Here is a 25,861-nt window from a genome sequence, read left to right on the forward strand (position 1 = left end):
TAGCCCTCGCGGTATCAATGGTGGCTGAGTATAATTCCTCAAGTTAACTTGAGGTAAAGGGCTAAATGAAAAAAACTCGTACCACGCCGAACAAGCGCGAACTGACCCCCGGCGACGTAGCCCAGCGCTGCGGCGTGGCGGTCTCCGCGCTGCATTTCTATGAAAGTAAAGGCTTAATCAGCAGCCACCGCAATGCCGGCAACCAGCGGCGCTATCACCGTGACGTACTGCGCCGGGTGGCGGTGATCAAGATCGCCCAGCGTATCGGCATCCCGCTGGCGACCATCGGCGACAGCCTGATGCAGTACCCGGCGGACAAACGCATGTCGCCAAAAGAGTGGGCGGTGCTGTCCCAGCAGTGGCGTGACGAGCTGGACCGGCGCATTGAAACCCTCACTCATCTGCGCGACGATCTTAACGGCTGCATCGGCTGCGGCTGCCTGTCGATGCAGGACTGCCCGCTGCGCAACCCGAACGACCGGCTGAGCGAGCAGGGCACCGGCGCGATCCTGCTGGATGTGAAGGGCGGCTGAGGCGGCCCTGGACGATCAGAGCAGGAGCGCCGGGGCGTTAAATGGCCAGTTTGAGGTGACCAATCGGTGAGGAGGAGGGGGTAATCACAATCTCAATATCACAACCGAGCCGGTTAAGGCACTCCATCAGCTTACGCTCCGAGAGGTGAGTAAAGTCACCACGCAGCAGATTGGAGACCTTGGCCTGACTGATACCCATGCGTTCGCCAGCGGCAGCCTGGGTCAGCCCCAGCCGCCGGATCGACTTGATGATTTCAATGGCCAGCCCAGACTTAATTTTGTGCTTCTCCGCGTCGCGTAACCCCAGGTCGGCGAACACGTTGCCTGAACCCTGCTCAACGGTGATACCGTCAATGACTGTCTTTTTCATTTCTTAACTCCTGAGCAATGGTTTCTGCCACCTTGAGACGAATTCGAACGATCTCCATATCCTCTTTTGGCGTCATGATTCCCTGTTTACTCTTCTTTTGGAAAGCATGCAGTACGAACACGGCTTCAGAAAACTTAACGGTATAGACCGCGCGGTAAGTACCGCCAATATCATCCTCCACGACCTCCAGAACACCGGCGCTGCCAAATCCCTTAAGAACCTTCACGCTGTCGTGTTTTTCGCCGCGCTGGGCAAAATCCAGTGCGAAGCCAAAAAAACGCTGGATCGCGGTGGGCAGCGACATCAAATCTTTTTTACTGCTGCCCAGCCAGATTAACGGCCTTTCTCCCTGTGTACCCATCTCCCTGTTCCTTTACCTTGTGGTGATATTATCACCATACCTGAACAGGTATAAAGGGCAATCTGGCGGCAGGGCTTTTCGGTGAAACGACGACTTCAACGCGGATGGGTGCAGCGAAAATGTGACCCTCATTCAAATCTTACCGCTGGCACGTCGTCACCTATACTCAGACGTTACCGACGTTTTTATGCCGGGCACACAACAGGAGCCACTATGATCACCGTTCACCATCTGAATAACTCGCGCTCGCAGCGTATCCTGTGGCTGCTGGAAGAGCTGGAGGTGCCGTACCAGATCCGCCGCTACCAGCGTGAGGGCACGCTGCTGGCCCCACCTGAACTGAAAAAAATCCATCCGCTGGGCAAATCGCCGGTGATTACCGATGGTGACCGGGTTGTGGCCGAGTCCGGCGCTATCCTTGAGTACCTGGCCAGCCGCTACGATCCGCAACAAAAGCTGGCGCTGTCCGATGAAGAGGAGCAGCTGCAGGCGCGCTACTGGCTGCACTACGCGGAAGGTTCGCTGATGCCGCTGCTGGTCATGAAGCTGATCTTCGGCCGTATGGGGAAACCGCCGGTGCCGTGGCTGCTGCGCCCGGTTGGCAGCGCCTTTGGCGCGGGCGTACAGAAAGGCTATCTCAACCCGCAGCTGGTTACCCATCGCGAGTTTATCGAACAGCACCTGACGCAACATGCGTGGTTCGCCGGCAGCCGCATCAGCATTGCCGACGTGCAGATGAGCTTCCCGCTGCAGGCGCTCAGCGCGCGCGGCGGCGGTAAAGAGTCCCCGGCGATTCAGGCCTGGCTGCAGAAGGTGCAGGCGCGGGAGGCCTGGCAGCGTGCGGTGCAGCAGGGTGGTGAACTAACGCTATCCTGAACCCATAAGAAAGGGCTATTTCGCACCCTGGCTTTTCGCCGTTACCCTCTCTGTGTAACGGCGTTGCGCAACGGCTGACTGCCATCCGGCAAAAAATCACGTGAACAGGTGTTGAAAATACCTCATTAAAGGCTGGATAATCGTTTGCCTTTCCGTGAATCGTTTCAGGTCTCATCACGGCCGGGCTTTTTTTGCGTGAAAATAGTAAACGTTTGCCTTTATCCGGCCAGCGCCTCTCCCTGAGGTCCGCTGCACCGCGACTATTGTGCCAGGGATGCAAACGTCGATCGCGGCTCTGCCCGCGATACCGCGCAGCAATAACTCATAAGAAATCTCAGAGGATTATCATGTCGACTCCTTCTCAACCGGCCGGCGGCCTGGACGCCTGGTTTAAAATTTCTGCACGCGGCAGCAGCGTGCGTCAGGAAATTATTGCCGGACTTACGACCTTCCTGGCGATGGTCTACTCGGTGATTGTGGTGCCGTCCATGCTTGGTAAAGCCGGCTTCCCGCCAACGGCGGTGTTTGTGGCCACCTGTCTGGTGGCGGGCTTTGGCTCGCTGCTGATGGGGCTGTGGGCGAACCTGCCGATGGCGATCGGTTGTGCCATCTCGCTGACCGCCTTTACCGCCTTCAGCCTGGTGCTGGGGCAGCAGATCAGCGTGCCGGTGGCGCTGGGTGCGGTGTTCCTGATGGGTATCCTGTTTACCCTGATATCCGCCACCGGCATTCGCGCCTGGATCCTGCGCAACCTGCCGATGGGCGTTGCGCACGGTACCGGAGTCGGTATCGGTCTGTTCCTGCTGCTGATCGCCGCGGACAGCGTCGGCCTGGTGGTGAAGAACCCGGCGGCCGGTCTGCCGGTGGCGATGGGCCACTTCACCTCCTTCCCGGTGATCATGACGCTGGTCGGACTGGCGGCCATCTTTGGTCTGGAGAAACTGCGCGTGCCGGGCGGCATTTTACTGACCATTATCGCCATCTCGGTGATCGGCCTGCTGTTTGACCCGTCGGTTAAGTATCAGGGGCTGTTCGCCATGCCAAGCCTGAGCGATGCGCAGGGGAATTCGCTGGTGTTCAGCCTGGATATCCTCGGCGCGCTGCAACCGGCGGTGCTGCCAAGCGTACTGGCACTGGTGATGACCGCGGTGTTTGATGCCACCGGCACCATCCGCGCGGTGGCCGGCCAGGCCAACCTGCTGGATAAAGACAACCAGATTATCAACGGCGGTAAGGCGTTAACCAGCGACTCGCTGAGCAGCATCTTCTCCGGTCTGGTCGGTGCGGCCCCGGCGGCGGTCTATATCGAATCGGCGGCGGGCACCGCGGCGGGCGGCAAAACCGGCCTGACGGCGATCGTGGTCGGCGTGCTGTTCCTGATGATCCTGTTCCTGTCACCGCTGGCCTACCTGGTGCCGGGTTATGCCACGGCACCGGCGCTGATGTACGTTGGCCTGCTGATGCTCAGCAACGTCTCTAAAATCGACTTTGATGACTTTGTTGATGCGATGTCCGGCCTGCTGGCGGCGGTGTTTATCGTGCTGACCTGCAACATCGTGACCGGCATTATGCTTGGCTTCGGTGCGCTGGTGATCGGCCGCATCTTTGCCGGCGAATGGCGCAAGCTGAACGCCGGTACGGTGATTATCGCGGCGATCCTTGTCGCTTTCTATGCCGGCGGCTGGGCGATTTAATGCTGTTTCGGGGCCGCAGACGGCGGCCCCACCTTCAGAACCTACTGAATTTCCCTCCTGAGCACATCCTGTTTTTCAACGGTTTACTATTTTGTTTTACTATAATCTGTGTCCCGTCACGCTGGCTGTGCCGCTGACGGTGATGTTCTGCAAGGTGCATTGCGCTGCCGTCTTTGCATGAAACCCCACCGGAAGACAGAGTAAGGTAAACATGGAAATCTTCTTCACCATCCTCATTTTGACGCTGGTCGTGTCGCTCTCGGGCGTGGCCGCGCGTATTATCCCGTTTCAGATCCCCCTGCCGCTGGTGCAGATTGCCGTGGGGGCGCTGCTGGCCTGGCCGACGTTCGGCCTGCACGTCGACTTTGACCCCGAGCTGTTTCTGGTGCTGTTTATCCCGCCGCTGCTGTTTGCCGACGGCTGGAAAACCCCGACCAGCGAGTTCCTGCACCACGGGCGGGAGATTATCGGCCTGGCGCTGGCGCTGGTGCTGGTCACCGTGGTCGGTATTGGTTACCTGATTTACTGGCTGGTGCCGGGCATCCCGCTGATCCCGGCGTTTGCGCTGGCCGCCGTCCTGTCACCGACCGATGCGGTGGCGCTCTCCGGCATCGTCGGTGAAGGGCGTATTCCGAAAAAAATCATGTCGATCCTGCAGGGCGAGGCGTTGATGAACGACGCCTCCGGCCTGGTGTCGCTGAAGTTTGCCGTGGCGGTAGTGATGGGCACCATGGTGTTTACCGTCTCCGGTGCTACGGTCGAATTTCTTAAGGTGGCAATTGGCGGCCTGCTGGCCGGTATCGCCATCTGCTGGCTGTACGGTAAATCGCTGCGCCTGTTCAGCCGCCTGAGCGGTGACGATCCGGCAACGCAGACCGTGCTGCTGCTGCTGCTGCCGTTTGCCTCCTACCTGATTGCCGAGCATATCGGCGTCTCCGGCATCCTTGCCGCCGTGGCGGCCGGGATGACCATTTCACGCTCCGGCATTATTCGCCAGGCGCCGCTGGCGATGCGCCTGCGTGCCAACAGCGTCTGGCAGATGCTGGAGTTTGTGTTTAACGGCATGGTGTTCCTGATGCTCGGCCTGCAGCTGCCGGGGATTCTGGAAATCTCGGTCAGGCAGGCCGATGCCGACCCTAACGTCGAGCTGTGGGTGCTGTTTGCCTCGGTGGTACTGGTCTATTTTGCGCTGATGATCGTGCGTTTCGGCTGGCTGTGGACCATGCGCGCCATCAGTCGCCGCCTGCTGAAAAAGCGGCCGATGGAGTTTTCCAGCTACTCCACCCGCGAGCTGCTGATCGCCACCTTTGCCGGCGTGCGCGGGGCGATTACCCTCGCCGGCGTGCTGTCGATTCCGCTGCTGCTGAGCAACGGCAGCGACTTCCCGGCGCGCTACGAGCTGGTGTTTCTCGCCACCGGGGTGATCCTGTTCTCGCTGCTGGTTGGTGTGGTGCTGCTGCCGCTGCTGCTGCGCGGTATTGATGGCATCGATAAAAGCGTGCACCGCCGCGAAGTGCAGACCGCGCGGGCGGTGATGGCCGGCGTGGCGATGGAGAGCCTGTATAAGATGGAAGAACGGCTGACGGCGGACACCGAAGAGAACATCGATACCGAGCTACTGAAAGAGGTGAGTTCGCGGGTAATTGGTAACCTGCGCCGCCGGGTGGACGGCAAAGACGATCTGGAACGTTCGCAGTTTGCCGAGAACCTCGAACGCCGCTTCCGCCTGAACGCGGTGCGTGCCGAACGCGCCGAGCTCTACCACCTGCGCGCCACCCAGCAGATCAGCAACGAAACCATGCAGCAGCTGCTGCACGAGCTCGACCTGCTGGAAACGCTGCTGAGCGGTAAAGAGGAGTAAACCGGCGGGTGGGGCAATGCCCTGCCCGTATGCTGGTAGCACAAAAATGTGCGGATTAGTTCTCAGCATCTCCGCAACAAATAACCGCGCATTTTCTGAATTTTACAGTGACAGCCCTGGTGCTTCACCCGGCAGGCACTCGCGGCAGCAGCTGATCCACGCCTGGGCGCTGCGCGACAGGTAGCTGCCCTCGCGCCAGATCAGCCCCAGCTGCCACACCAGATCCGACTCCAGCGGCAGCCACAGCAGCTGGCTCTTATCCAGCCGCTGACAGACTGGCTCCGGCAAAATCGCTACCCCCATTCCTGCCTGTACCATTGCCGCCAGAAAGTCCCACTGGCCGCTGCGCACGGCGATCTGCGGCGTAAAGCCGCTGGCCTGAAATGCGCGCATCAGCTGGCGGTTGAGGGAAAATTCTTCGTTATAAATCAGGATCGGATGCCCGGCCAGCTCGGCCAGCGGCACGTGGGTGCGGCGCAGCCAGGCCTCGGTACGCGGCACCAGCACGCACAGCGGATGGCTGACCAGCGGCAGCGCGTTGAGTGGCTGATCGTCAGCGATTGGCAGGGCGGTCATGGCAATGTCCAGGCTGCCGGTCAGCACCGCCTGCTGCACCGTCAGGCCGCCAAACTCAGAGATCTTCAGCACCACACCCGGGTAACGCTGGCGGAAGGCGGAGACCGCACCGGCGATCTGCATGCCGACCATCGGCGGAATGCCCAGCCGCAGCTCGCCGGTTTTCAGCTCGTTGATATCGCTGATCTCGGCTTCCAGCTGTTTAAACTCCTGCAGGATAGTCAGCCCGCGCTGATAGACCGCCTGGCCGGTGTCGGTCAGATGCAGCCTGCGCCCTTCGCGCAGCAGCAGCGTGCAGCCCAGCTCCTCTTCCAGCTGGCGCAGCATCTTGCTGATGGTCGGCTGGGTGACGTACAGCTGTTCCGCCGCGCGGGTAAAACTCTGCTGGCGAACCACTTCCACAAAATAGCGCAACGCGCGAACGTCCATCATCATTCCTTTCTGGCATAGCTGGAATAATATTAATTCATTTTTTTCACCCTTTGTCGCGGATTTATAATCATTTCTGTCGAAGTATTACCGAGGATAAAAAGTGAGTCGCAGCACCCCACAGCACCTGACCGGCCCGCTACCGTCTGCCCCCGCCTGGCGGCAGCGCCTGCAGGTGCCACTGCAGGTCTTACTCTACATCGCGCTGTTTGTATTCTCTGAGCAACTGGTGATCTGGCTGCACCTGCCGCTGCCGGCCAATATCGTCGGCCTGCTGCTGTTGCTGGCGATGATCGTGCTGCGGGTGCTGCCGCTCGGCTGGGTCAAAGCCGGCGCGAACTGGCTGCTGGCCGAAATGCTGCTGTTCTTTATCCCGGCGGTGGTGGCGGTGGTGAACTATGCGGAGCTGCTGCGGCTGGAGGGCTGGCGCATTCTGCTGGTGATCGGCGTCAGTACCCTGCTGGTGCTGGCGGCGACCAGCGTGGTGGTGGAGCGGGTCTACCGTTTTGAGTGCTGGCTGAGCGCGCGGCGGGAGGCTAAACGTCATGCGTGATCTGCTGCTGAGCGTGGTGTGCCTGCTGGTCACGCTGGGCGTCTACTTCTGCAATAAGCGCCTCTACCGCCGCTGGCACCGTCTGCTGCTGATGCCGCTGGTGATGACGCCGATGGTGCTGGTGGCGCTGCTGCTGGTAACAAAAGTTTCCTGGCAGGACTATATCGGTGAGAGCCGCTGGCTGCTGTGGCTGCTCGGCCCGGCGACGCTGGCGTTTGCCGTGCCGGTATATGAAAACCTGGCGATTATTCGCCGCCACTGGCTGTCGCTGACCGCCGGGGTGATCGTCGCCACGCTGGTCGCCGTGTTCAGCTCGGTGTGGCTGGCCCGGTTGCTGATGCTGCCCGAGGCTATTCAGCGCAGCCTGGCGGTGCGTTCGATCACCACGCCGTTTGCGCTGGCGGCGGCGAAACAGCTCGGCGGCCAGCCGGACCTGGTGGCGCTGTTTGTGGTGATCACCGGGGTATTTGGCATGGCCGTGGGGGATATTCTTTTCCTGCGGCTGGCAATAACCCAGGGGATGGCGAAGGGCGCGGGCTTTGGTGCCGCCTCCCACGGTGCCGGTACCGCCCGCGCTTACGAACTGGGTGCACAGGAGGGCGTGGTATCCAGCCTGGTGATGATGCTGTCCGGTATTCTCACCGTGGTGCTGGCCCCGGCCATTGGTCATCTGATGTGGGCCGGATAAGAAATATTTGCTTACCGCCATTTTTGTAATGTTAATCAAATTCAGGCGCTTTCCCCTGTTTCTCATATAATTCTTAGTGTGATTGCTTTAGTCTTCACGCTCGCCGCCCTGCGGCATGCGTAATTTTTACCAGGAGAAAACAATGAAAAGAGTGGCAATGACAACCGGTGCGCTGGCACTGCTGGCGCTGGCAGGCTCTGCCCAGGCTATCGAAGGTGGCGTGAGCGTGGGCAAAGACTACACTGACGTTCACGTCGGTCTGGGCACCAACACCCCGGGCTTTGCGCTGTCCGGCGACTGGCTGCGCAGCGACCACGACGGCAACGTGGAAAGCCTCGGTCTGGGCTACAACGTGGCGGTCGGCGACGTGTTCCTGTCACCGACCGTCAAAGCACTGTCCACCAACCCGAAAGACACCCGTGACGGCTATGCCATCGCCATCGGCGGCGGCGTTAAGGTGCCGGTAACCAGCATGTTTAACGTCTACGGTGAGTACTTCTACGCGCCGGACGCGACCTCCAGCCACATCGACAACTATCAGGAAGCCGCTGCCGGCGTCAGCTTCCAGCCGATCTCGCTGGTTGACGTCAGCGTGGGCTACAAATATATGAGCCTGAACGGCAAAGACGGTCGTAAAGACAACGTCGTCGCCAACGGCCCTTATGTGGGTGCCGCGCTGCACTTCTAACCTGTTCTGCTTACAGGCAACTCGGAACGTTAAGCGCAGGGAGGCTGTATCTTGAAAGGTGTTTTCTTTCAGTCAGCTCCGAACCTAAAGCGCAGGGAGCCTGTACACGGAGCAAAGCATCACGGGTCATGGATGGCCCGCACAAAGCAGAAGTCGCTGCGTGTTCCGGTGCCCGGCGTATCGGGTCTTTCCGGAACGCGGACACGCTATGAACACGTCCGTGTGCGCTCGGCAGCGGCCGTCCCTGGCCGCTGACGGTCCGCTTATCCGGAAAGAGCTGCCTGAGCCTGTCGATCACTGAACCCGCAGGCGATGACTCCTGCGGACAATGCAAAACGATGGGAGTCGGGCACGGTGCCCTTCCTTCAGGCAGCTCCGAACCTAAAGCGAAGGGAGCCTGTACACGGAGCAAAGCATCGCGGGCCAGGGAGGGCCCGCGCTGAGCTGTCATGGATGACGCTTGTTGCGTCTTTGCGGAGTGTACAGGCTCCCTGAGCCGGGCACGGTGTTAACGGTTTTTACCTTCAGGCAACTCAGAACGTACAGGCCCCCCTTGCTGACTCAGTGCCCCTTACCACCCTCAATCCCAATCCCGGTCTGCGAACGGATAAACTGCGCCTGGAAGCGCTGGCGCTCCTGCGCGCCGCTGGCGGAGTTATCGGTCACCGAGAACAGCCAGGTCCCGATAAAGGCGGCCAGCATCGAAAACAGCGCCGGATACTCATACGGATATATCGGCTTCGCGTGGCCCAGCACCTGCACCCACACCGTCGGGCCGAGGATCATCAGCCCCACCGCCGTCAGCAGCCCCAGCCAGCCGCCGATCATCGCGCCGCGGGTGGTCAGCTTCGACCAGTACATCGACAACAGGATAATCGGGAAGTTACAGCTGGCGGCGATCGAGAACGCCAGCCCGACCATAAAGGCGATATTCTGCTTCTCAAACAGGATCCCCAGCGCAATTGCCACCACCCCCAGCACCAGCACGGTGATCTTCGACACCCGCAGCTCATCTTTCTCGCTTGCCTGCCCCTTACGGAACACGCTGGCATAGAGATCGTGCGACACCGCCGATGCCCCGGCCAGCGTCAGCCCGGCCACCACCGCCAGAATGGTGGCGAAGGCCACGGCGGAGATAAAGCCGAGGAACAGGCTACCGCCCACCGCGTCGGCCAGATGCACCGCCGCCATATTATTGCCGCCAATCAGCGCGCCCGCGGCGTCTTTAAACGCCGGGTTGGCACCGACCAGCAGAATGGCACCGAAGCCGATAATAAAGGTCAGGAAGTAGAAGTAACCCATAAAGCCGGTGGCGTAAAACACGCTTTTACGCGCCTCGCGGGCGTCGCTGACGGTGAAGAAGCGCATCAGAATATGCGGCAGTCCGGCGGTACCAAACATCAGCCCCAGCCCGAGCGACAGCGCCGAGATCGGATCTTTCACCAGCCCGCCCGGGCTCATAATATCAATGCCTTTCGGATGGACCTTCATCGCCTCGCTGAACAGCGTATTAAAGCTGAAGCCGACGCTCTTCATCACCATAATTGCCATAAAGCTGGCGCCGAACAGCAGCAGCACCGCCTTAATAATCTGCACCCAGGTGGTGGCCAGCATGCCGCCAAACAGCACGTAGAGCACCATCAGAATGCCCACCAGCACCACCGCCACATGATAGTCGAGGCCAAACAGCAGCTGGATCAGCTTGCCGGCACCGACCATCTGCGCAATCAGATACAGCGCCACCACCACCAGCGAACCGCAGGCGGAGAGGGTGCGGATCGGTTTCTGCTGCAGACGGTAAGAGGCGACATCGGCAAAGGTGTAGCGGCCAAGATTGCGCAGCCGTTCGGCGATCAGGAACAGGATAATCGGCCAGCCCACCAGGAAACCGAGCGAGTAGATAAGCCCGTCGTAGCCGGAGGTATAGACCAGCGCCGAAATACCGAGGAACGAGGCGGCTGACATAAAGTCACCGGCCATCGCCAGGCCGTTCTGGAAGCCGGTAATGTTGCCGCCGGCGGTGTAGTAGTCGCTGCGCGAACGGGTGCGCTTCGACGCCCAGTAGGTGATCCCCAGCGTGGCGGCGACGAAAATCAGGAACATCACGATCGCTTCAATATTGGTCGGCTGACGTTCGACCGCGCCGCTGATGGCGTCGGCCGCCAGCGCCGGTACCGGCAGCAGCGCCAGCAGGCTGAACAGGCGTAAAGGCTGTTTCATTGCTTCACCTCGGCAAGCAGTTCGCGGGTCAGGCGGTCAAATTCACCGTTGGCGCGCCAGACGTAGACGCCGGTCAGCACAAAGGAGATAACGATCAGGCCGACGCCGATCGGGATGCCGCGCGTTACGCTGGTGCCGGCGTGCAGCGGGGTGCCGAGCCAGCCGGGGGCAAAGGCGATCAGCAGGATAAAGCCGACGTAGAGTACCAGCATAATCAGCGACAGCAGGGTGGCAAAGGCCTGGCGCTTGCTGACCAGCTCCTTAAAGCGCGCACTGTGTTCAATGCGTTGGATGATGACATCGTTCATTAACGCCTCCAGAGGTGGTGAACGGAGGGGTGCGGACAGGCACCACGCCCCGATCAGGGAGTTTTTTGTTATTGATATCAACGGTGTTTCGAATGAAAGAGCATTACGGCAGGCCCTGCTCTGCGGCAGGTAAAACAGGGGCGCGGAGGCCCCTGTGAGTTACGGCATCTTAATGGTCTGTTTCTCTTCCAGCAGCTTCTCCACCACGCCCGGATCGGCCAGCGTGGAGGTATCGCCGAGATTGCCGGTATCGCCGGTGGCAATTTTGCGCAGAATGCGCCGCATAATTTTGCCGGATCGGGTTTTTGGCAGCGAGTCGGTCCAGTGCAGCACGTCCGGCGTGGCGATCGGGCCGATCTCTTTCCGCACCCAGTTACGCACCTCGGTGTACAGCTCCGGCGTCGGCTCTTCGCCGCTGTTCAGGGTGATATAGGCGTAAATGGCCTGGCCCTTCAGACTGTGCGGAATGCCGACCACCGCCGCTTCGGCGATTTTCGGGTGGGAAACCAGCGCGGACTCAATCTCCGCCGTGCCCAGCCGGTGGCCGGAGATATTCAGCACATCGTCAACGCGGCCGGTGATCCAGTAGTCGCCGTCCTCATCGCGCCGCGCGCCGTCGCCGCTGAAGTACATATTCTTAAAGGTGGAGAAGTAGGTCTGTTCAAAGCGATCGTGATCGCCGAACAGGGTACGCGCCTGGCCCGGCCATGAATCGGCAATCGCCAGGTTGCCTTCGGTCGCGCCCTCCAGCACCTTGCCTTCGTTATCCAGCAGCACCGGCTGCACGCCAAAGAACGGCTGCATCGCCGACCCCGGCTTCTGTGCACAAACGCCCGGCAGCGGCAGGATCATAAAGCCGCCGGTTTCGGTCTGCCACCAGGTATCGGTAATCGGGCACTTACCGTTACCGATTTTCTTGTGGTACCACTCCCAGGCTTCCGGGTTAATCGGTTCGCCCACGGAACCGAGAATACGCAGCGAACTGCGTTGGGTGCCCTCGATCGCCTTATCGCCTTCTGCCATCAATGCGCGCACCGCGGTCGGCGCGGTGTAGAGAATGGTGACCTGATGCTTGTCGACCACCTCGGCCATGCGGCTCGGCTTCGGCCAGTTGGGCACGCCCTCAAACATCAGCGTGGTGGCACCGCAGGCCAGCGGGCCGTACAGCAGGTAGCTGTGGCCGGTGACCCAACCGACGTCGGCGGTACACCAGTAAATATCATCCGGCTGGTAGTCAAAGGCGTACTTAAAGGTGCTGGCCGCGTAAACCAGGTAACCGCCGGTGGTGTGCAGCACCCCTTTCGGTTTGCCGGTGGAGCCGGAGGTATAAAGGATAAACAGCGGGTCCTCGGCGTTCATCGGCTCTGGCTGATGATGGTCGCTGGCTTTGCTGACCAGTTCGTGCCACCACAGGTCGCGCTGGTTGTCCCAGCCGGTGGCCTTACCGGTGCGTTTCAGCACCACCACGTTACTGACGCTGGTGACGTTAGGGTTATTCAGCGCATCGTCAACGTTGCGCTTGAGCGGAATGGCTCGCCCGGCGCGTATGCCTTCATCGGCGGTGATCACCAGACGTGAATTACTGTCGATGATGCGGCCTGCCACCGCCTCCGGCGAGAAGCCGCCGAAGATCACCGAATGGATGGCGCCGATGCGCGCACAGGCCAGCATCGCCACCGCCGCTTCCGGCACCATCGGCATATAGATGGCGACCACGTCGCCTTTTTTAATGCCGAGATCCAACAGCACGTTGGCAAAGCGGCAGACATCGCGGTGCAGCTCGCGGTAGGTCAGGGTGGTGCTTTCGCCGGCGTCATCGCCTTCCCAGATAATCGCCGGGTGGTCGCCGCGGGCGTCGAGGTGGCGATCGAGGCAGTTGGCGGCCAGGTTCAGCGTGCCGTCTTCATACCAGCGAATGGAAATATTGCCGGGGGCAAAGGAGGTGTTCTTCACCGTCTGATAGGGGGTTATCCAGTCGAGAATTTTTCCCTGCTCTCCCCAGAATGCGTCGGGGTTTTCGACCGACTGTTGATACATCGACTGGTACTGCCGGGCATTGATCAGCGTATGTTCCGCAATGTTTGCGGGAACCGGGTAACGGTGTTTTTCTGTCATGGCTCGCCTCCTTGAAGATGTTAATAATATGTCAATCAAAGGTTAATTGAAGACCGGTGTCTGGCTTTGTTTTCTTTTTGCGCGGCAGATCACGTCATAACAGCCGGTGATGAAAGCCGCCCGACAGTGGCCGTTTCCGTTGGGTATGGCGCGCCGTTATGCCGGTTGCAGTACAGCACGCCGTGCAAAAAAAACGCAAATAGACCTTTTTATTTCTGCGGGCAACGCCGCTTTTTTGCATCACTATGCGCATTTTTTAGATTAATAAACGCTTTCATAACAACGGTTTATTATGCTGGCTATTTTTCAGACGTTTATCCTGTCGCTGATTAAATAAGTAGCCGCATATCGCGTAGGGTTGCATTCATGCCGTTGAAAATGGTACTGATTACGCGCCTGTAAAACAGGAATCAACCATCCATCACCTGCGAATTGTCCGAATTCGGACTGCCTCCTCTGAGCGCCATTCATGCCGTATGTCTCATACGGTAAGCAGGTTGTGTTAAGGAAAAAGACAAGTTATGAAATCTGTAAAGTTCAGCCTTGCCTGGCAAATATTGATTGCGTTGGTACTGGGGATCGCCGTCGGTGCGGTACTGCATAATCAGCAGGAGAGCCGCGAGTGGCTGGTCACTAACGTGCTCAGCCCGGCCGGTGATATCTTTATCCACCTGATCAAAATGATCGTGGTGCCGATCGTGATTTCCACGCTGATCGTCGGCATTGCCGGCGTGGGTGATGCGAAAAAGCTCGGGCGTATTGGTGTCAAAACCATCATCTATTTTGAAGTGATTACCACCATTGCCATTGTGACAGGGATTACTCTGGCGAACGTGTTTCAGCCCGGCTCCGGCATAGATATGTCGACGCTGGCAACGGTGGACATCTCTAAGTATGAAGCCACCACCGCGCAGGTGCAGGGACAGCCACACAGCCTGGTGACCACCATCCTGTCGCTGATCCCGCAGAATATCTTTGCGGCGATCGCGAAAGGCGACATGCTGCCGATCATCTTCTTCTCGGTGCTGTTCGGCCTTGGGCTGTCATCGCTGCCGGCGGAACACCGCGATCCGCTGGTGAAGGTATTCCGCTCCACTTCGGAAGCGATGTTCAAAGTGACCAACATGATTATGCGCTACGCGCCGGTCGGGGTGTTTGCGCTGATCTCGGTGACCGTCGCCAACTTTGGCTTCGCCTCGCTGTGGCCGCTGGCTAAGCTGGTGGTGCTGGTCTACGTGGCGATTCTCTTCTTTGCGCTGGTGGTGCTGGGGGCAGTGGCCCGCTTCTGTAAGCTGCGCATAACCACCCTGATCCGCATCCTGAAAGATGAGCTGATCCTCTCTTACTCTACCGCCAGTTCGGAAACCGTGCTGCCGCGCATTATGGAGAAGATGGAGGCCTACGGCGCGCCGAAGGCGATCACCAGTTTTGTGGTGCCGACCGGCTACTCGTTTAACCTCGACGGCTCCACGCTGTACCAGAGCATCGCGGCGATCTTTATCGCCCAGCTGTACGGCATCGATCTGTCGCTGGGCCAGGAGATTATCCTGGTGCTGACGCTGATGGTCACTTCGAAAGGGATCGCCGGCGTGCCGGGCGTCTCCTTTGTGGTGCTGCTGGCGACGCTGGGCAGCGTCGGCATCCCGCTGGAAGGGCTGGCGTTTATCGCCGGCGTGGATCGTATCCTCGATATGGCACGTACCGCGCTGAACGTGGTCGGTAACGCGCTGGCGGTGCTGGTAATCGCCAAGTGGGAAGATCAGTTTGATGCGAAACAGGCGGTGGCCTACGAGGCGCAGCTGAAACAGGTGGCCGGTTAACCGCGTGCCGTTAACCTGAGTATCCGGCGCCGCGTGCGCTGAAGGGGACCAGCCTGCGGGCTGGTCTTTTTTTATTCCCGCCGAAGATACATCTGTAATACTCTAAAATCTGTCTTAAGTTTAATCACTTACCGCACTCAGGGTTTTTCTGCCCGTTGCAACTGACCGTTCACCGGCGACCACCTGCCGTCACTGAGCGAGTGGATATGCTACCTGCGTCATGTGATTTGTGTTAAGGCCACTAAAGATCTGCCCGTTCGCGCCGAAAATATAAAAAAATATAACTCATCCCCTCTTACCTCACTTTTGTTGATCCCATGAAGGATTTAACCCATGCGTAATAACTTGCCCGTTACACAGCAAGAGTACCTGTTTGACGATGATGCCACGCTGATGTCGACCACCGACGCCAGCAGCCGCATCACCTACGCCAATGATGCGTTTATTGAGGTCAGCGGTTTTACGCCTGAAGAGATTAACGGCCAGCCGCACAATATGGTGCGCCATCCGGATATGCCGCCTGAAGCCTTTGCCGATATGTGGGCGACGCTGAAAAAAGGGGAGCCATGGAGTGCGCTGGTGAAAAACCGCCGTAAAAATGGCGATCACTACTGGGTGCGTGCCAACGCCATCCCGGTAGTGCGCAACGGCCAGGTGCAGGGCTATATGTCGGTGCGCACTAAGCCCGGCCAGCAGGAGGTACGCGAGACCGCCGCGCTGTATCAAAAATTCCGCGATGGCAAAGCGAAAGGCGTGCGTTTTCATAAAGGGCTGGTGGTGCGCACCGGCCTTATGCGCTGGCGTTCACTGTTTAAGACCCAGCCGCTGCGCTGGCGCATCCGCAGCCCGCTGCTGCTGCTGCTGCCGCTGACCACGCTGGGCGTCTGGGGGCTGGGGCTGAGCGCTACCGCAACCGGCATCTTCGCTGCCGGTATGGCGCTGCTGCTGCTGCTCGTCTCCGCCTGGCTGGAGAGCCAGATCTCGCGGCCGATCGAGCGTGTTTACCAGCAGGCGCTGGGCGTGGCCACCGGGGACAGCCAGAAAGTTGAGCAGATGGACCGGGTTGATGAGGTGGGTATGACGCTGCGCGCCATCGGCCAGCTGGGGCTGATGTTCCGCTGGCTGGTGGGTGACGTCAGCGGTCAGGCCATCAACGTGCTCAGTGCCAGCGATGCCATCGCGCAGAGCAATGCCGAGCTGAGCCGCCGTACCGAGCAGGCGGCCGCTAACGTGCAGCAGACCGCCGCCACCATGAATGAGATGACCGCCACGGTGAAGAACAACACCGATACCGCCGCCGAGGTCAACACGCTGTCGATCGGTACCAGCAGAAGCGCGCTGCAGGGCGGTGCAGCGATGCAGGAGATGGTCAAAATGATGGCGGAAATTACCGACAGTTCGAAAAAGATCGCCAGCATTACCAGCGTGATTGACGGCATCGCCTTCCAGACCAATATTCTGGCGCTGAACGCCGCGGTGGAAGCCGCCCGCGCCGGCGAGCAGGGCAAAGGCTTTGCGGTGGTAGCCGGTGAGGTGCGTAACCTGGCGCAGCGCAGCGCGGCGGCGGCCAGCGAGATCAAGTCGCTGGTGGAGACCAGCACCACCAAAGTGCAGTCGGGCACCCTGCAGGTGAACGACACCGGTAAAACGATGGAAAATATCGTCAGCCAGGTGCAGAACGTCACCACGCTGATTACCCGGATTAGCGAAGCTACCGCCGAGCAGGCCACCGCGCTGAGCGAAGTGAGCCTGGCAGTGGAGGATCTGGACCACATTACCCATCAGAACGCCGCCCGGGTGGAGGAGAGCGCCCAGGCATCCGGCAGGATGAACCGCCAGGCCACCCGGCTGGTGGAGGCGATCAGCGTGTTCCGTTAAGCACAAAGCGTCTTTACCCGTTGCCGGTGTGCCGCTTTACGCGCCGCCGCTGCCACACCGGCTGCGGTTCGCTGTCTTTTGAAACGATGCCCGGGTGTGCCGCCATAAGCGGATGCCCGGGGCTTCTGTCATTGTGTCTACCCGGAGCCTGGCCGCTGTCACCCCTGTCTGGCCGCCAGCGGGCGATCGTCCTGTGATAAGCTTTAGGCCTGAACGCTATCGCGAGCCTGTTATGTCCTCCACTATCGACTTCAGCTTTGCCACCCGCCCGCTGGTGCCTTTTGCCCATGACTACCGCCACGGCGAGCATCAGCCGCGCCATTATCATAACTGTGCGCAGCTGGTGCATACGCTGACCGGTGTCGTCCGGGTCGAGACCGATAGCGGGCACTGGATCGTGCCGCCGGGACGCGGCGTCTGGCTGCCGGCCGGCGTGCATCATGCACTGCAGATTACCGGTGACGTTGCGGCGCGGACGCTGTTTATCGATCCGCTGGCGCGCGCCGATCTGCCCGCCAGCTGTCAGGTGGTGCAGGTGTCGCCGCTGCTGCGCGAACTGATCGTCAGCGCGCTGGCGCTGCCGGAGGTGTACCCACCCGCCAGCCGCGCCGAGCGCATCTATGAGCTGATCCTGGATGAGATACGGGGGCTGGATGAGCTGCCGCTGCGCCTGCCGGAACCGTCCAGCGACGCGCTGGTGGCGCTGTGCCGTGCGGTACGCGCGCGGCCTGGCGATCGCTGGACGCTGGAGAACGGCGCGCGGCAGATTAACGCCAGCAGCCGCACGCTGGCCCGGCGCTTCAGTCAGGAGACCGGGCTGCAGTTCAGCGACTGGGTGCGGCGTGCGCGGCTGATGGAGGCGCTGACGCGGCTGGCGCGCGGCGACTCGGTGCTGAGCGTCTCGCTGGAGCTGGGTTACGAAAGCCAGAGCGCGTTCAGCGCCATGTTCCGCCGCATTATGGGCGTGGCACCCAGCGACTACTTCCCGGCGCGCGGCTGAGCCTGCCCGGCGGTGAGGCTCCTGCCTGCGGCCCTGTCGGTAACACGCCGGCGGCGGGCTGAACCTGTGCTGGCCGTCATTTCCCTGCGGCGGACAGAGCCTGCCCCAGCGCGTTTAGCAGCGCCTGCAGCGACGCGCGTGACACGTCGCTGTCGATGCCGACGCCCCACAGGCTGCGGTTGTCGCCGAAGGTGCAGCGCAGATAGGCAACGGAACGGCTGTCGCTACGCTGGCCGAGGGTGTGCTCATGGTAGTCCTGAATGGCAAAGGGGACGTCGAACGCCTGGCGCAGCGCGTCTACCGCGGCCGACAGCAGCCCGTTGCCGCAGCCGCTGATGGCGATCGCCTGCTCACCGCGCTGCACGCTGGCCGCAAACTGCAGCTGCCCGTGGTGGTCGCTCTGGCTGCGGTAGTCGTTCAGGCGTAAGGCCGGGGCATCCAGGCCATACGCCTGGCGGAACAGCTGCCAGATCGCCGCCTGGGTCATCTCTTTGCTGTCGCCGTCGGTGACCTGCTGCACCCGCTGGCTGAAATCCTGCTGCAGGCCGCGCGGCAGGGTCAGGCCATGATTCTGTTCGATCATCCAGGCGGCACCGCTCTTGCCCGACTGGCTGTTAACGCGGATCACCGCTTCATAGCTGCAGCCGATATCCGCCGGATCGAGCGGCAGATAGGGCACTTCCCAGTGCGGCTCCTGCTGCAGTTTACGCGCGGCAAAGCCCTTCTTAATCGCATCCTGGTGGGAGCCGGAAAACGCGGTAAACACCAGCTCACCCGCGTAAGGGTGGCGCGGATGCACCGGCAGCTGGTTACACTGCTCCACCACGTCCACCACCCGTTTCATCTGGCTGAAATCCAGTCCGGGGGCGATCCCCTGGGTATAAAAGTTCAGCGCCATGGTCACCAGATCGACGTTGCCGGTGCGTTCGCCGTTGCCAAACAGGCAGCCCTCCACCCGGTCAGCCCCCGCCAGCAGCGCCAGCTCGGCGGCGGCAATGCCGGTGCCGCGATCGTTATGCGGATGCACGCTGATGCACACCTGCCGGCGCTGCGAGAAGTGGCGGCAGAAGTACTCAATCTGATCGGCATAGACGTTTGGCGTGCTGACCTCCACGGTGGCCGGCAGGTTGATAATCATTGGCCGTGCGTCGCAGGGCTGCCAGACGGCGGCCACCGCTTCACAGACCTGCAGGGCAAACTCCATTTCGGTAAAGCAGAAGGTTTCGGGCGAGTATTCGAAGGTCCAGCGGGTCTGCGGCTGCTCTTCGCAACGCTGGCGGATCTGGCGGGCGGCGCTGACGGCCAGTTCGATAATCTGTTCACGGCTCTGGCGGAACACCAGCCGGCGAAATACCGGCGCGGTGGCGTTATACAGATGGACGATCGCCCGATCCACCCCTTCCAGCGCGGCGAAGGTACGATCGATCAGATCCGATCGCGCCTGGGTCAGCACCTGGATGGTAACGTCCTGCGGGATCATCCGCTGCCCGATCAGCTGGCGCACAAAGTTGAAATCGGTCAGCGAGGCCGACGGAAAGGCGACCTCGATCTCTTTAAAGCCGCACTGCAACAGCAGCTGCCAGAACAGCATCTTGCGTTCGGCATCCATCGGTTCTGCCAGCGACTGGTTGCCGTCGCGCAGATCGGTGGAGAGCCAGCGCGGTGCCTGGCGCAGGATGTGGCCCGGCCACTGGCGGTCTGGCAGCGTCAGGGCGGGAAAGGGGCGATATTTTTCGGCGGGATGTGGCAGCATGTTCAGGCTCCTGAAGAGGTCTTCGATCGCGTCAAGGGTGAACAGCTAGTGTGCCGTAAGCCGGCGCGTACTGGCTGGCGCAAAACTGACAATCTCAGGCGAAAAGCGGACAAGCGGCGGCAAAAAAAAAGAGCAGATCTGTCGATCTGCTCCCTGTAACGCCCTGGTGTTGGCGTGTGTCTGGATTATTTTTGCTTAAGGTTAAAACAGGGACTGCCGGTAATCATTAAAATATTTATCTTATGTATCCTGAAGGCGTTAGCCGATTCAACGTTCCGATTGAGATCCCTGTAGATAGTTTTAGAACTTTTTTCAGATAAATGCACCTTAATTTACCTTGAACTGTGATTGATACTGCAATTTCAAACTGAATTCTGTTTTTGTAAATTAATGCGTCAAATGCGTATGTTTTATCTAATCGTTTTAATTCATGCTGTTATGGTATTTATAGTGAATGGTTTTATTCGTTCGATTTAAGGGTTTGATTCGAGATCTAATTACTTTAATTGTTCGATAAGGGATCGTTTTTAGGATTATGATTACGCGGATGATTAAAATGAATGGCGAAAGTTTATTTCTAAAAGTAACAGACAGCGGTCATTATTATCGACTTCGTCTGGCAGATATGTCCTGATACGCAGGGCAGCCAGCAAGGTGCATTCAGCAAAGCGAGCATATCTGCAGGATCGGCCTGCCTCACAGGGTGTCTCAACGCGGAGAAAAGCGATGTATCAATTTTTTGTCGACCAGAAACAAAATTTGGTAAATGAAGCGATTGACGGGGCGCTAATGTCGTCTCCGTACCCGAATCTGGCTCGCCTGGCGCTGGGTCCGCAGACCCGGGTGGTGGTGCGGTGCGACTGGGATAAATCACAGGTGGCGCTGATTTCCGGCGGTGGGTCGGGGCATGAGCCGGCGCACATCGGTTTTGTCGGCAAGGGGATGTTAACCGCGGCGGTGTGTGGCGATATCTTTGCCTCACCGAGCGTCGATGCGGTGCTGCATGCCATCATCAACGTTACCGGGCCAGCCGGCTGCCTGCTGATCGTGAAAAATTACACCGGCGATCGCCTTAACTTCGGCCTGGCGGCGGAAAAGGCCCGTCTGCTGGGTTATGAGGTCGCGATGGTCATCGTGCGCGATGATATTGCGCTGGCGGATAACCCGCAGCCGCGCGGTATCGCCGGTACCGCGCTGGTACACAAAGTGGCGGGCTTTGCCGCAGAGCAGGGGCGGACCTTAAGCGACGTGACGGCAGCGGCGCAGCAGGCGATTGAGGCTACCGCTTCAATCGGCCTCGCCTTCAGCCCCTGTCACGTGCCGGGCGAAGTGCGTGACGACCGCGTGCCGCCCGGCCACAGCGAGCTGGGAATGGGCATTCACGGTGAGCCGGGGGCCTCCACGCTGGCAACGCAGAACAGCCGCAGGATCGTAGACGAACTGAGCCAGCGCCTGCAGCGCGTCAGCGGGGACGGGCCGCTGGCGCTGCTGGTCAACAATCTCGGCGGTTTTTCCCAGCTGGAGATGGCGGTTTTGACCCGCGAGGTGCTGCGCTCCACGCTGGGCAAACGGGTCACGCTGCTGGTCGGGCCGGCCACGCTGGTCAGCGCGCTGGATATGAAAGGCTTCTCGCTGTCGGTGTTACGGCTGGATCCTGAGCGTGACGCGGCGCTGCGGGCGTCGGTGGAGGCGGCAGGCTGGCCCGGGGTGAGTATCCCGCAACCGCCGGTGACGCTAGCGGCGGAGCCGATCGCCACGCAGACGTCGTTTACCCCGTCAGAGAATGCCGGCGCGGCCGCCGTGCTGACCACCGTCTGCCAGACCCTGATCGGCCTGGAGAGTGAGCTGAACCAGCTGGATGCGCGGGTTGGCGATGGTGATACCGGCTCGACCTTCGCGGCCGGCAGCCGCGCGCTGCTGCACGCCTGTGAAGCGCGACAGCTGCCGCTGGATAACCCTGCGGCGCTGTTGAGCGTGGTAGGCGAACAGCTGGCGGCGGTGATGGGCGGCTCCAGTGGGGTGCTGCTATCGATCCTGTTTACCGCCGCCGGTCAGCGCCTGCAGCAGGGGGATCCGCTGCCTGAGGCGCTGACCGCGGGGCTGGAGCGGCTGCAGCACTACGGTGGCGCACGGGTCGGCGACCGTACCATGATTGATGCGCTGGCACCGGCTTTTGCCGCGCTGCTGGCGGGTGAAGGGTTGTCAGTCGCCGCCGCCGCCGCGAAAGAGGGGGCGGACAGCACCAGCCGGATGCAGAAAGCGGGCGCGGGCCGCGCGTCTTACCTCAACGCGCAGAGCCTTGACGGGGTGAAAGATCCCGGTGCCTGGGCCGTGCAGCAGGTGTTTGCCGCGCTGGCCTCGCGGTAAGCGTGGCCGCGCGCGGTTAGCCAGCCGCCAGCCCTGGCGGCGGTCCGGCCAGCGCCTGCTCGAAACCGCGCAGGCGCTTATAGATCGACATCAGCTCAACCAGCGTGGTCCACGAGGTGATCAGATACTGAAACGCGCCGCGAACCTGATCGAACACGTTGGTAATCTGATTCAGCAGCCCCAGCGTCATGCCGCCGGCGACGATGGCGGGGAACAGCACCAGCAGGCCGAACACCGCGTCCAGCTGCAGATAGAAGATGCGCGCAATATTGAAATAGAGATAGTGGAAATAGAGGCGGAAGTAGTTTTTTCGTACCTGCAGGAACATCTGCCGCACGGTGGGCGGCGCGGCGCGGGTGGGGTCATCTTCGCCGTAAACCAGTTCTTTACGGTAGGCGGCTTCCACCCGCTGATTACGGAACGACAGCCCCGGCAGCTTGATGCCGATCGTGGCCAGTAACCCGGTGCCCAGCAGTGACCAGAGCACGGCCGCGATCACCAGCGCATAGGGGATGCTGCCGAGCAGCGGCACGCTTTTTACGTGGGCCGACAGCGCCACCAGCACCGGCAGAAAGGCGATCAGCGTCATCAGAGCGGTAATCAGGCTGCCGCCCATCTCTTCTACCGTGGCGGCGAAGCGCATGGTGTCCTCCTGTACGCGCTGGGCGGCCCCCTCAATGCCGCGCAGCTGCGGCCAGTGCGTCATGTAGTAGTCATTCATCGCGGTGCGCCAGCGAAACACGTAATGGCTGATCAGAAACAGGTTCAGCACGTCTATCAGCACCGCCAGCAGCGCAATGCTGAGAAAATCCAGCAGCTGGACGTACAGCGTGCCAGTCTGCACGCTGCCGGGCTTGTCCAGCGCGCTCTGAATCAGGTTATAAAACGGGCCGTACCAGCTGTTAATCGCCACGCCGACCTGCACCGAAAACCAGGTGAAGAAAATAATCATTGCGGTGCCGGTGACCGACCAGCGCTGCCACGGGTGCGGGCTGAGGCAGAACCAGGCCGCGCTGAACAGACCGACCACCAGCAGATAGTAGCCGTCAAAGGCCAGCGAGGTGGGGGCGATAAAACGCAGCGCGTTATCGGGCAGCGGTCCGGCCGGCACCGGAGAGAAAAACATCAGATGCGCAAACAGCCGGCTGGCAAACGTGAACCACAGCAGGATAGCCAGTGCGCTCCAGGCCACGGCGCTGATGAAAAGCAGGCCGGGCCGCGGGAAAAAGGATTTAAACATCGCAACTCCTGAATTTTTTAATTTTATAGCCTGAATGCCGGTAAATAATCTCGCTACGGTTGTATCCGTTCGTGTCTGCAGGAAATCTGTGTAGCTTGCCACGGGCAGGTTGCCCGGCGACCTCAGGGCATTTATTTCAGGAAATGTCGTGGCGCGGGTTTTGACTTCTGCTCCCCTGAGGTAAGCATTAATGTTGCACGACTGAATATTTTTTAAGCAATGCCGATACTGTTGAAATGAACCAGGATGGGTAAATGGAATTATCTTGGACAGGCAGCGATTTTCAGTTTATACCCGAACCCTGGAACAAGACTGTAACCGACATCATCGCCGCTTTCGCAGGGAAGCCCCGGTGACATTTTGCGCCCGTCAGAGGCGTTTTTCAGCCGGCCGCGTTTTGCAGCAATGAAATACCGCCGGTGACCAGGTAACACTAAAAATGAAAGATGATTCAGATGTCATGTACCGCATGCTGGTACAAAGCGTGGTGGATTACGCCATTTATATGCTGAAGCCGGATGGCGTGGTCGCCAACTGGAACGCCGGCGCTCAGCGCGCCAAGGGATATACCCCGGAAGAGATCATCGGTAAAAACTTCAGCTGCTTTTACAGCGCAGAAGATCGCGAGAAGGGCGTGCCGCAGAACGGGCTGAATATCGCACGCGAAACCGGTCGTTACGACACCAAAGGCTGGCGCTACCGTAAGGACGGCACCGCGTTCTGGGCGCACGTGGTGATCGATGCGATTCGCAACGATGAGGGGCTGCTGCTCGGCTTTGCCAAAGTGACCCGTGACTACACCGAGCTGCGCGAATACGAGCAGCAGATGCAGCAGGCGCGTGAGCTGGCGGAGCGTAACGGCGAGAAGATGGCGGCGCTTTCCACCTTCCTGGATACCATCGTCTCCAATATTCCCTCCTGCGTAATCGTTGAAGACGCGGTATCGCGCGAAATCCTGCTGATCAACAGCAAAGCCGAGCAGCTGCTCGGCGGCTCCGAGCGTGATTTTGTCGGTAAGAAGCTGGCAGAATGCATGACGGAAGAAATGAGCGAATACTTTATGCAGCTCTCTGATGCGGTGCAGCGTAAACAGGGGATGCAGCGCAACGAGCGTCTGCTGGCCAGTCCGCTGGGCGACCGTATTATCAGCGCCAGCGCCTCGGTTATTCGCGGTAACGACGAACACCGTAACTACGTGCTGCTGATCGCCGACGATGTCACCGATCAACGGGCGGCCGATGCGCGTATCCACCATATGGCGCACCACGACAACCTGACCAGCCTGCCGAACCGCGTACTGTTCAGCCAGCGGCTGACCGAGGCGCTGCGCGAGGATCGCGATGCCCGGCGCGTCACCGCCACCCTGTGCCTCGATCTCGACAACTTTAAAAACGTTAACGATGCGCTGGGGCACCAGGTCGGCGACGATCTGCTGCGTACGGTGGCAGCCAGGCTGCGCGGCGTGCTGCGCGAGCAGGATACGCTGGCGCGCAACGGCGGTGACGAGTTCGCCATCGTGCTGCCCGGCCTGCGCGGTGGCGAAGAGGCCGAGCTGGTCGCCGGCCGGCTGATTGACGTGATCCGCCCGCCGTTCAGCGTGGACGGCCATGCGCTGTCGGTGGGGCTGAGCATCGGTATCTCCCTTGCCGAGCGTGGAACCAGTTCGCCGGATCAGCAGCTGCGCTGTGCCGATATGGCGCTGTACGAAGCTAAACGTAACGGCCGAAACCGTTTTGAACACTTTACCCATCAGATGGGTGAACAGGCCGAGAAGCGCCGCCTGATTGAGAACGATCTGCGCGAGGCGATCACCCGGCGTCAGCTTAAGCTCTACTATCAGCCAATCACCAACAACCAGCACTGCGAGATCGTCGGCTATGAGGCGCTGATGCGCTGGCATCACCCTGAGAAGGGGATGATTATGCCGATGGACTTTATCCCGATTGCCGAAGAGACCGGGCTGATCCACAGCCTGGGTGCCTATGCGCTGCATGAAGCCTGCCGCGAAGCGGCCGGCTGGGCGGGCGGGCAGAGCGTGGCGGTCAACCTGTCGCCGCTGCAGTTTAAAAACAGCGCGCTGGTCTCGGTGGTGGAGGCTGCGCTGCGCGATTCCGGGCTGGCACCGGAGCGGCTGGAGGTGGAGATCACCGAGTCGGTGCTGCTGGATAACAACTCGGTGAATATTGAGACGCTGCAGAAGCTGAAAGCGCTGGGCGTGCGCATCGCGCTGGATGATTTTGGCACCGGCTACTCGTCCCTCAGCTACCTGCGATCCTTCCCGTTCGACAAAATCAAAATCGATAAATCCTTTATCAGCGATATGAAGGACAGCCGCGAGGCGCTGGCGATTATCCGCGCTATCACCGGCATGAGCCGCAGCCTGGATATTCAGATCACCGCCGAAGGGGTGGAGAGCAACGAGCAGTTTGAACGGCTGAAAGAAGAGGGCTGTACGCTGTTCCAGGGCTACTACTTTGGCCGCCCGCAGCCGTCTGAGACGCGGCTGGAGGCGTTCACGCCGGGGTGAGTGC

The 25,861-nt window shown here is 60.2% G+C and carries 20 protein-coding genes; 12 read left to right on the forward strand and 8 right to left on the reverse strand.

Features of this window, described 5'->3' with window-relative positions; genetic code table 11:
• Window positions 1-65: 65 nt before the first annotated feature.
• Window positions 66-533 carry a redox-sensitive transcriptional activator SoxR gene (gene soxR / locus ASF13_RS09185; RefSeq protein WP_056235155.1) on the forward strand — a complete coding sequence of 156 codons (468 nt, stop codon included), beginning with the start codon at window positions 66-68 and terminating at the stop codon, window positions 531-533.
• A gap of 37 nt (window positions 534-570) precedes the next feature.
• On the opposite strand, the gene ASF13_RS09190 is transcribed toward soxR, so the two are convergent.
• Both ASF13_RS09190 and ASF13_RS09195 read right to left on the reverse strand, forming a co-directional pair.
• Window positions 571-903 (reverse strand): helix-turn-helix domain-containing protein, encoded by a 333-nt coding sequence (locus ASF13_RS09190; protein ID WP_056235159.1) that lies wholly within the window; start codon window positions 901-903, stop codon window positions 571-573.
• The gene (locus tag ASF13_RS09195; protein ID WP_056235161.1) at window positions 884-1,264 is read right to left on the reverse strand and encodes a type II toxin-antitoxin system RelE/ParE family toxin; all 381 of its coding nucleotides are present in this window, start codon (window positions 1,262-1,264) and stop codon (window positions 884-886) included. Before ASF13_RS09195 ends, ASF13_RS09190 begins: the two co-directional genes overlap by 20 nt.
• A gap of 213 nt (window positions 1,265-1,477) precedes the next feature.
• Here ASF13_RS09195 and ASF13_RS09200 point away from each other — a divergent pair, with 213 nt between their 5' ends.
• From ASF13_RS09200 to ASF13_RS09210, 3 genes are all read left to right on the forward strand, one after another.
• Window positions 1,478-2,140, forward strand: coding sequence for a glutathione S-transferase family protein (locus tag ASF13_RS09200; protein ID WP_056235165.1), 663 nt, complete (start codon window positions 1,478-1,480; stop codon window positions 2,138-2,140).
• Between the two features lie 347 nt (window positions 2,141-2,487).
• A complete protein-coding gene (locus tag ASF13_RS09205) occupies window positions 2,488-3,834 on the forward strand; it encodes an NCS2 family permease (protein WP_056235168.1) in 1,347 nt (448 codons plus the stop codon).
• A gap of 211 nt (window positions 3,835-4,045) precedes the next feature.
• Window positions 4,046-5,695: a Na+/H+ antiporter gene (locus ASF13_RS09210; protein ID WP_056235171.1), complete on the forward strand. Its 1,650-nt coding sequence runs from the start codon at window positions 4,046-4,048 to the stop codon at window positions 5,693-5,695.
• 102 nt (window positions 5,696-5,797) lie between these two features.
• On the opposite strand, the gene ASF13_RS09215 is transcribed toward ASF13_RS09210, so the two are convergent.
• On the reverse strand, window positions 5,798-6,700 hold the full coding sequence (locus tag ASF13_RS09215; protein WP_056235172.1) for a LysR family transcriptional regulator: 903 nt from the start codon (window positions 6,698-6,700) through the stop codon (window positions 5,798-5,800).
• A 103-nt stretch (window positions 6,701-6,803) separates the two neighbouring features.
• Here ASF13_RS09215 and ASF13_RS09220 point away from each other — a divergent pair, with 103 nt between their 5' ends.
• The 3 genes from ASF13_RS09220 to ASF13_RS09230 all read left to right on the forward strand — a co-directional run bounded on the left by ASF13_RS09220 (window position 6,804) and on the right by ASF13_RS09230 (window position 8,629).
• A complete protein-coding gene (locus tag ASF13_RS09220; RefSeq protein WP_369814371.1) occupies window positions 6,804-7,253 on the forward strand; it encodes a CidA/LrgA family protein in 450 nt (149 codons plus the stop codon).
• Window positions 7,246-7,941 (forward strand): LrgB family protein, encoded by a 696-nt coding sequence (locus tag ASF13_RS09225; protein WP_056235175.1) that lies wholly within the window; start codon window positions 7,246-7,248, stop codon window positions 7,939-7,941. The genes ASF13_RS09220 and ASF13_RS09225 overlap by 8 nt, the downstream gene beginning before the upstream one ends.
• A gap of 142 nt (window positions 7,942-8,083) precedes the next feature.
• Complete coding sequence (locus tag ASF13_RS09230; protein ID WP_056235178.1) at window positions 8,084-8,629, forward strand: YfaZ family outer membrane protein; 546 nt, start codon at window positions 8,084-8,086, stop codon at window positions 8,627-8,629.
• Window positions 8,630-9,190: 561 nt separating this feature from the next.
• Here ASF13_RS09230 and actP read toward each other — a convergent pair.
• The 3 genes from actP to acs form a co-directional block, all read right to left on the reverse strand.
• Entirely contained in the window at window positions 9,191-10,849 is a 1,659-nt protein-coding gene (actP, locus tag ASF13_RS09235) for a cation/acetate symporter ActP (protein WP_056235181.1), read from the reverse strand.
• Window positions 10,846-11,157, reverse strand: a complete 312-nt coding sequence (locus tag ASF13_RS09240; protein ID WP_056235184.1) for a DUF485 domain-containing protein — start codon at window positions 11,155-11,157, stop codon at window positions 10,846-10,848. Before ASF13_RS09240 ends, actP begins: the two co-directional genes overlap by 4 nt.
• Before the next feature lie 159 nt (window positions 11,158-11,316).
• Entirely contained in the window at window positions 11,317-13,272 is a 1,956-nt protein-coding gene (acs, locus tag ASF13_RS09245; RefSeq protein ID WP_056235187.1) for an acetate--CoA ligase, read from the reverse strand.
• Window positions 13,273-13,793: 521 nt separating this feature from the next.
• Between acs and gltP the strand changes: the two genes are divergently transcribed.
• From gltP to ASF13_RS09260, 3 genes are all read left to right on the forward strand, one after another.
• The gene (gene gltP, locus ASF13_RS09250; RefSeq protein WP_056235188.1) at window positions 13,794-15,092 is read left to right on the forward strand and encodes a glutamate/aspartate:proton symporter GltP; all 1,299 of its coding nucleotides are present in this window, start codon (window positions 13,794-13,796) and stop codon (window positions 15,090-15,092) included.
• Between the two features lie 333 nt (window positions 15,093-15,425).
• Window positions 15,426-16,970 (forward strand): PAS domain-containing methyl-accepting chemotaxis protein, encoded by a 1,545-nt coding sequence (locus ASF13_RS09255; RefSeq protein WP_056235191.1) that lies wholly within the window; start codon window positions 15,426-15,428, stop codon window positions 16,968-16,970.
• A gap of 232 nt (window positions 16,971-17,202) precedes the next feature.
• Window positions 17,203-17,970 (forward strand): helix-turn-helix transcriptional regulator, encoded by a 768-nt coding sequence (locus tag ASF13_RS09260; protein ID WP_056235194.1) that lies wholly within the window; start codon window positions 17,203-17,205, stop codon window positions 17,968-17,970.
• Between the two features lie 76 nt (window positions 17,971-18,046).
• On the opposite strand, the gene leuA is transcribed toward ASF13_RS09260, so the two are convergent.
• Complete coding sequence (gene leuA, locus ASF13_RS09265) at window positions 18,047-19,723, reverse strand: 2-isopropylmalate synthase (protein ID WP_056235197.1); 1,677 nt, start codon at window positions 19,721-19,723, stop codon at window positions 18,047-18,049.
• Window positions 19,724-20,449: 726 nt separating this feature from the next.
• Here leuA and ASF13_RS09270 point away from each other — a divergent pair.
• A complete protein-coding gene (locus tag ASF13_RS09270; protein WP_056235199.1) occupies window positions 20,450-22,090 on the forward strand; it encodes a dihydroxyacetone kinase subunit DhaK in 1,641 nt (546 codons plus the stop codon).
• A gap of 16 nt (window positions 22,091-22,106) precedes the next feature.
• Here the strand turns inward: ASF13_RS09270 and sbmA are convergent, their stop codons facing one another.
• Complete coding sequence (sbmA, locus tag ASF13_RS09275; RefSeq protein WP_056235202.1) at window positions 22,107-23,330, reverse strand: peptide antibiotic transporter SbmA; 1,224 nt, start codon at window positions 23,328-23,330, stop codon at window positions 22,107-22,109.
• Window positions 23,331-23,769: 439 nt separating this feature from the next.
• On the opposite strand from sbmA, the gene ASF13_RS09280 reads away from it, so the two are divergent.
• Window positions 23,770-25,857, forward strand: a complete 2,088-nt coding sequence (locus ASF13_RS09280; RefSeq protein ID WP_056235203.1) for an EAL domain-containing protein — start codon at window positions 23,770-23,772, stop codon at window positions 25,855-25,857.
• Window positions 25,858-25,861: the final 4 nt, after the last annotated feature.

This window comes from Erwinia sp. Leaf53 (genome assembly GCF_001422605.1).
GTDB lineage: Bacteria > Pseudomonadota > Gammaproteobacteria > Enterobacterales > Enterobacteriaceae > Erwinia.

Bases quoted from the DNA above. Each gene is read 5' to 3' on its own strand.
- soxR (WP_056235155.1), top strand. From the start codon at position 66: ATGAAAAAAACTCGTACCACGCCGAACAAGCGCGAACTGACCCCCGGC.
- ASF13_RS09190 (WP_056235159.1), bottom strand. From the start codon at position 903: ATGAAAAAGACAGTCATTGACGGTATCACCGTTGAGCAGGGTTCAGGC.
- ASF13_RS09195 (WP_056235161.1), bottom strand. From the start codon at position 1,264: ATGGGTACACAGGGAGAAAGGCCGTTAATCTGGCTGGGCAGCAGTAAA.
- ASF13_RS09200 (WP_056235165.1), top strand. From the start codon at position 1,478: ATGATCACCGTTCACCATCTGAATAACTCGCGCTCGCAGCGTATCCTG.
- ASF13_RS09205 (WP_056235168.1), top strand. From the start codon at position 2,488: ATGTCGACTCCTTCTCAACCGGCCGGCGGCCTGGACGCCTGGTTTAAA.
- ASF13_RS09210 (WP_056235171.1), top strand. From the start codon at position 4,046: ATGGAAATCTTCTTCACCATCCTCATTTTGACGCTGGTCGTGTCGCTC.
- ASF13_RS09215 (WP_056235172.1), bottom strand. From the start codon at position 6,700: ATGGACGTTCGCGCGTTGCGCTATTTTGTGGAAGTGGTTCGCCAGCAG.
- ASF13_RS09225 (WP_056235175.1), top strand. From the start codon at position 7,246: ATGCGTGATCTGCTGCTGAGCGTGGTGTGCCTGCTGGTCACGCTGGGC.
- ASF13_RS09230 (WP_056235178.1), top strand. From the start codon at position 8,084: ATGAAAAGAGTGGCAATGACAACCGGTGCGCTGGCACTGCTGGCGCTG.
- actP (WP_056235181.1), bottom strand. From the start codon at position 10,849: ATGAAACAGCCTTTACGCCTGTTCAGCCTGCTGGCGCTGCTGCCGGTA.
- ASF13_RS09240 (WP_056235184.1), bottom strand. From the start codon at position 11,157: ATGAACGATGTCATCATCCAACGCATTGAACACAGTGCGCGCTTTAAG.
- acs (WP_056235187.1), bottom strand. From the start codon at position 13,272: ATGACAGAAAAACACCGTTACCCGGTTCCCGCAAACATTGCGGAACAT.
- gltP (WP_056235188.1), top strand. From the start codon at position 13,794: ATGAAATCTGTAAAGTTCAGCCTTGCCTGGCAAATATTGATTGCGTTG.
- ASF13_RS09255 (WP_056235191.1), top strand. From the start codon at position 15,426: ATGCGTAATAACTTGCCCGTTACACAGCAAGAGTACCTGTTTGACGAT.
- ASF13_RS09260 (WP_056235194.1), top strand. From the start codon at position 17,203: ATGTCCTCCACTATCGACTTCAGCTTTGCCACCCGCCCGCTGGTGCCT.
- leuA (WP_056235197.1), bottom strand. From the start codon at position 19,723: ATGCTGCCACATCCCGCCGAAAAATATCGCCCCTTTCCCGCCCTGACG.
- ASF13_RS09270 (WP_056235199.1), top strand. From the start codon at position 20,450: ATGTATCAATTTTTTGTCGACCAGAAACAAAATTTGGTAAATGAAGCG.
- sbmA (WP_056235202.1), bottom strand. From the start codon at position 23,330: ATGTTTAAATCCTTTTTCCCGCGGCCCGGCCTGCTTTTCATCAGCGCC.
- ASF13_RS09280 (WP_056235203.1), top strand. From the start codon at position 23,770: ATGAAAGATGATTCAGATGTCATGTACCGCATGCTGGTACAAAGCGTG.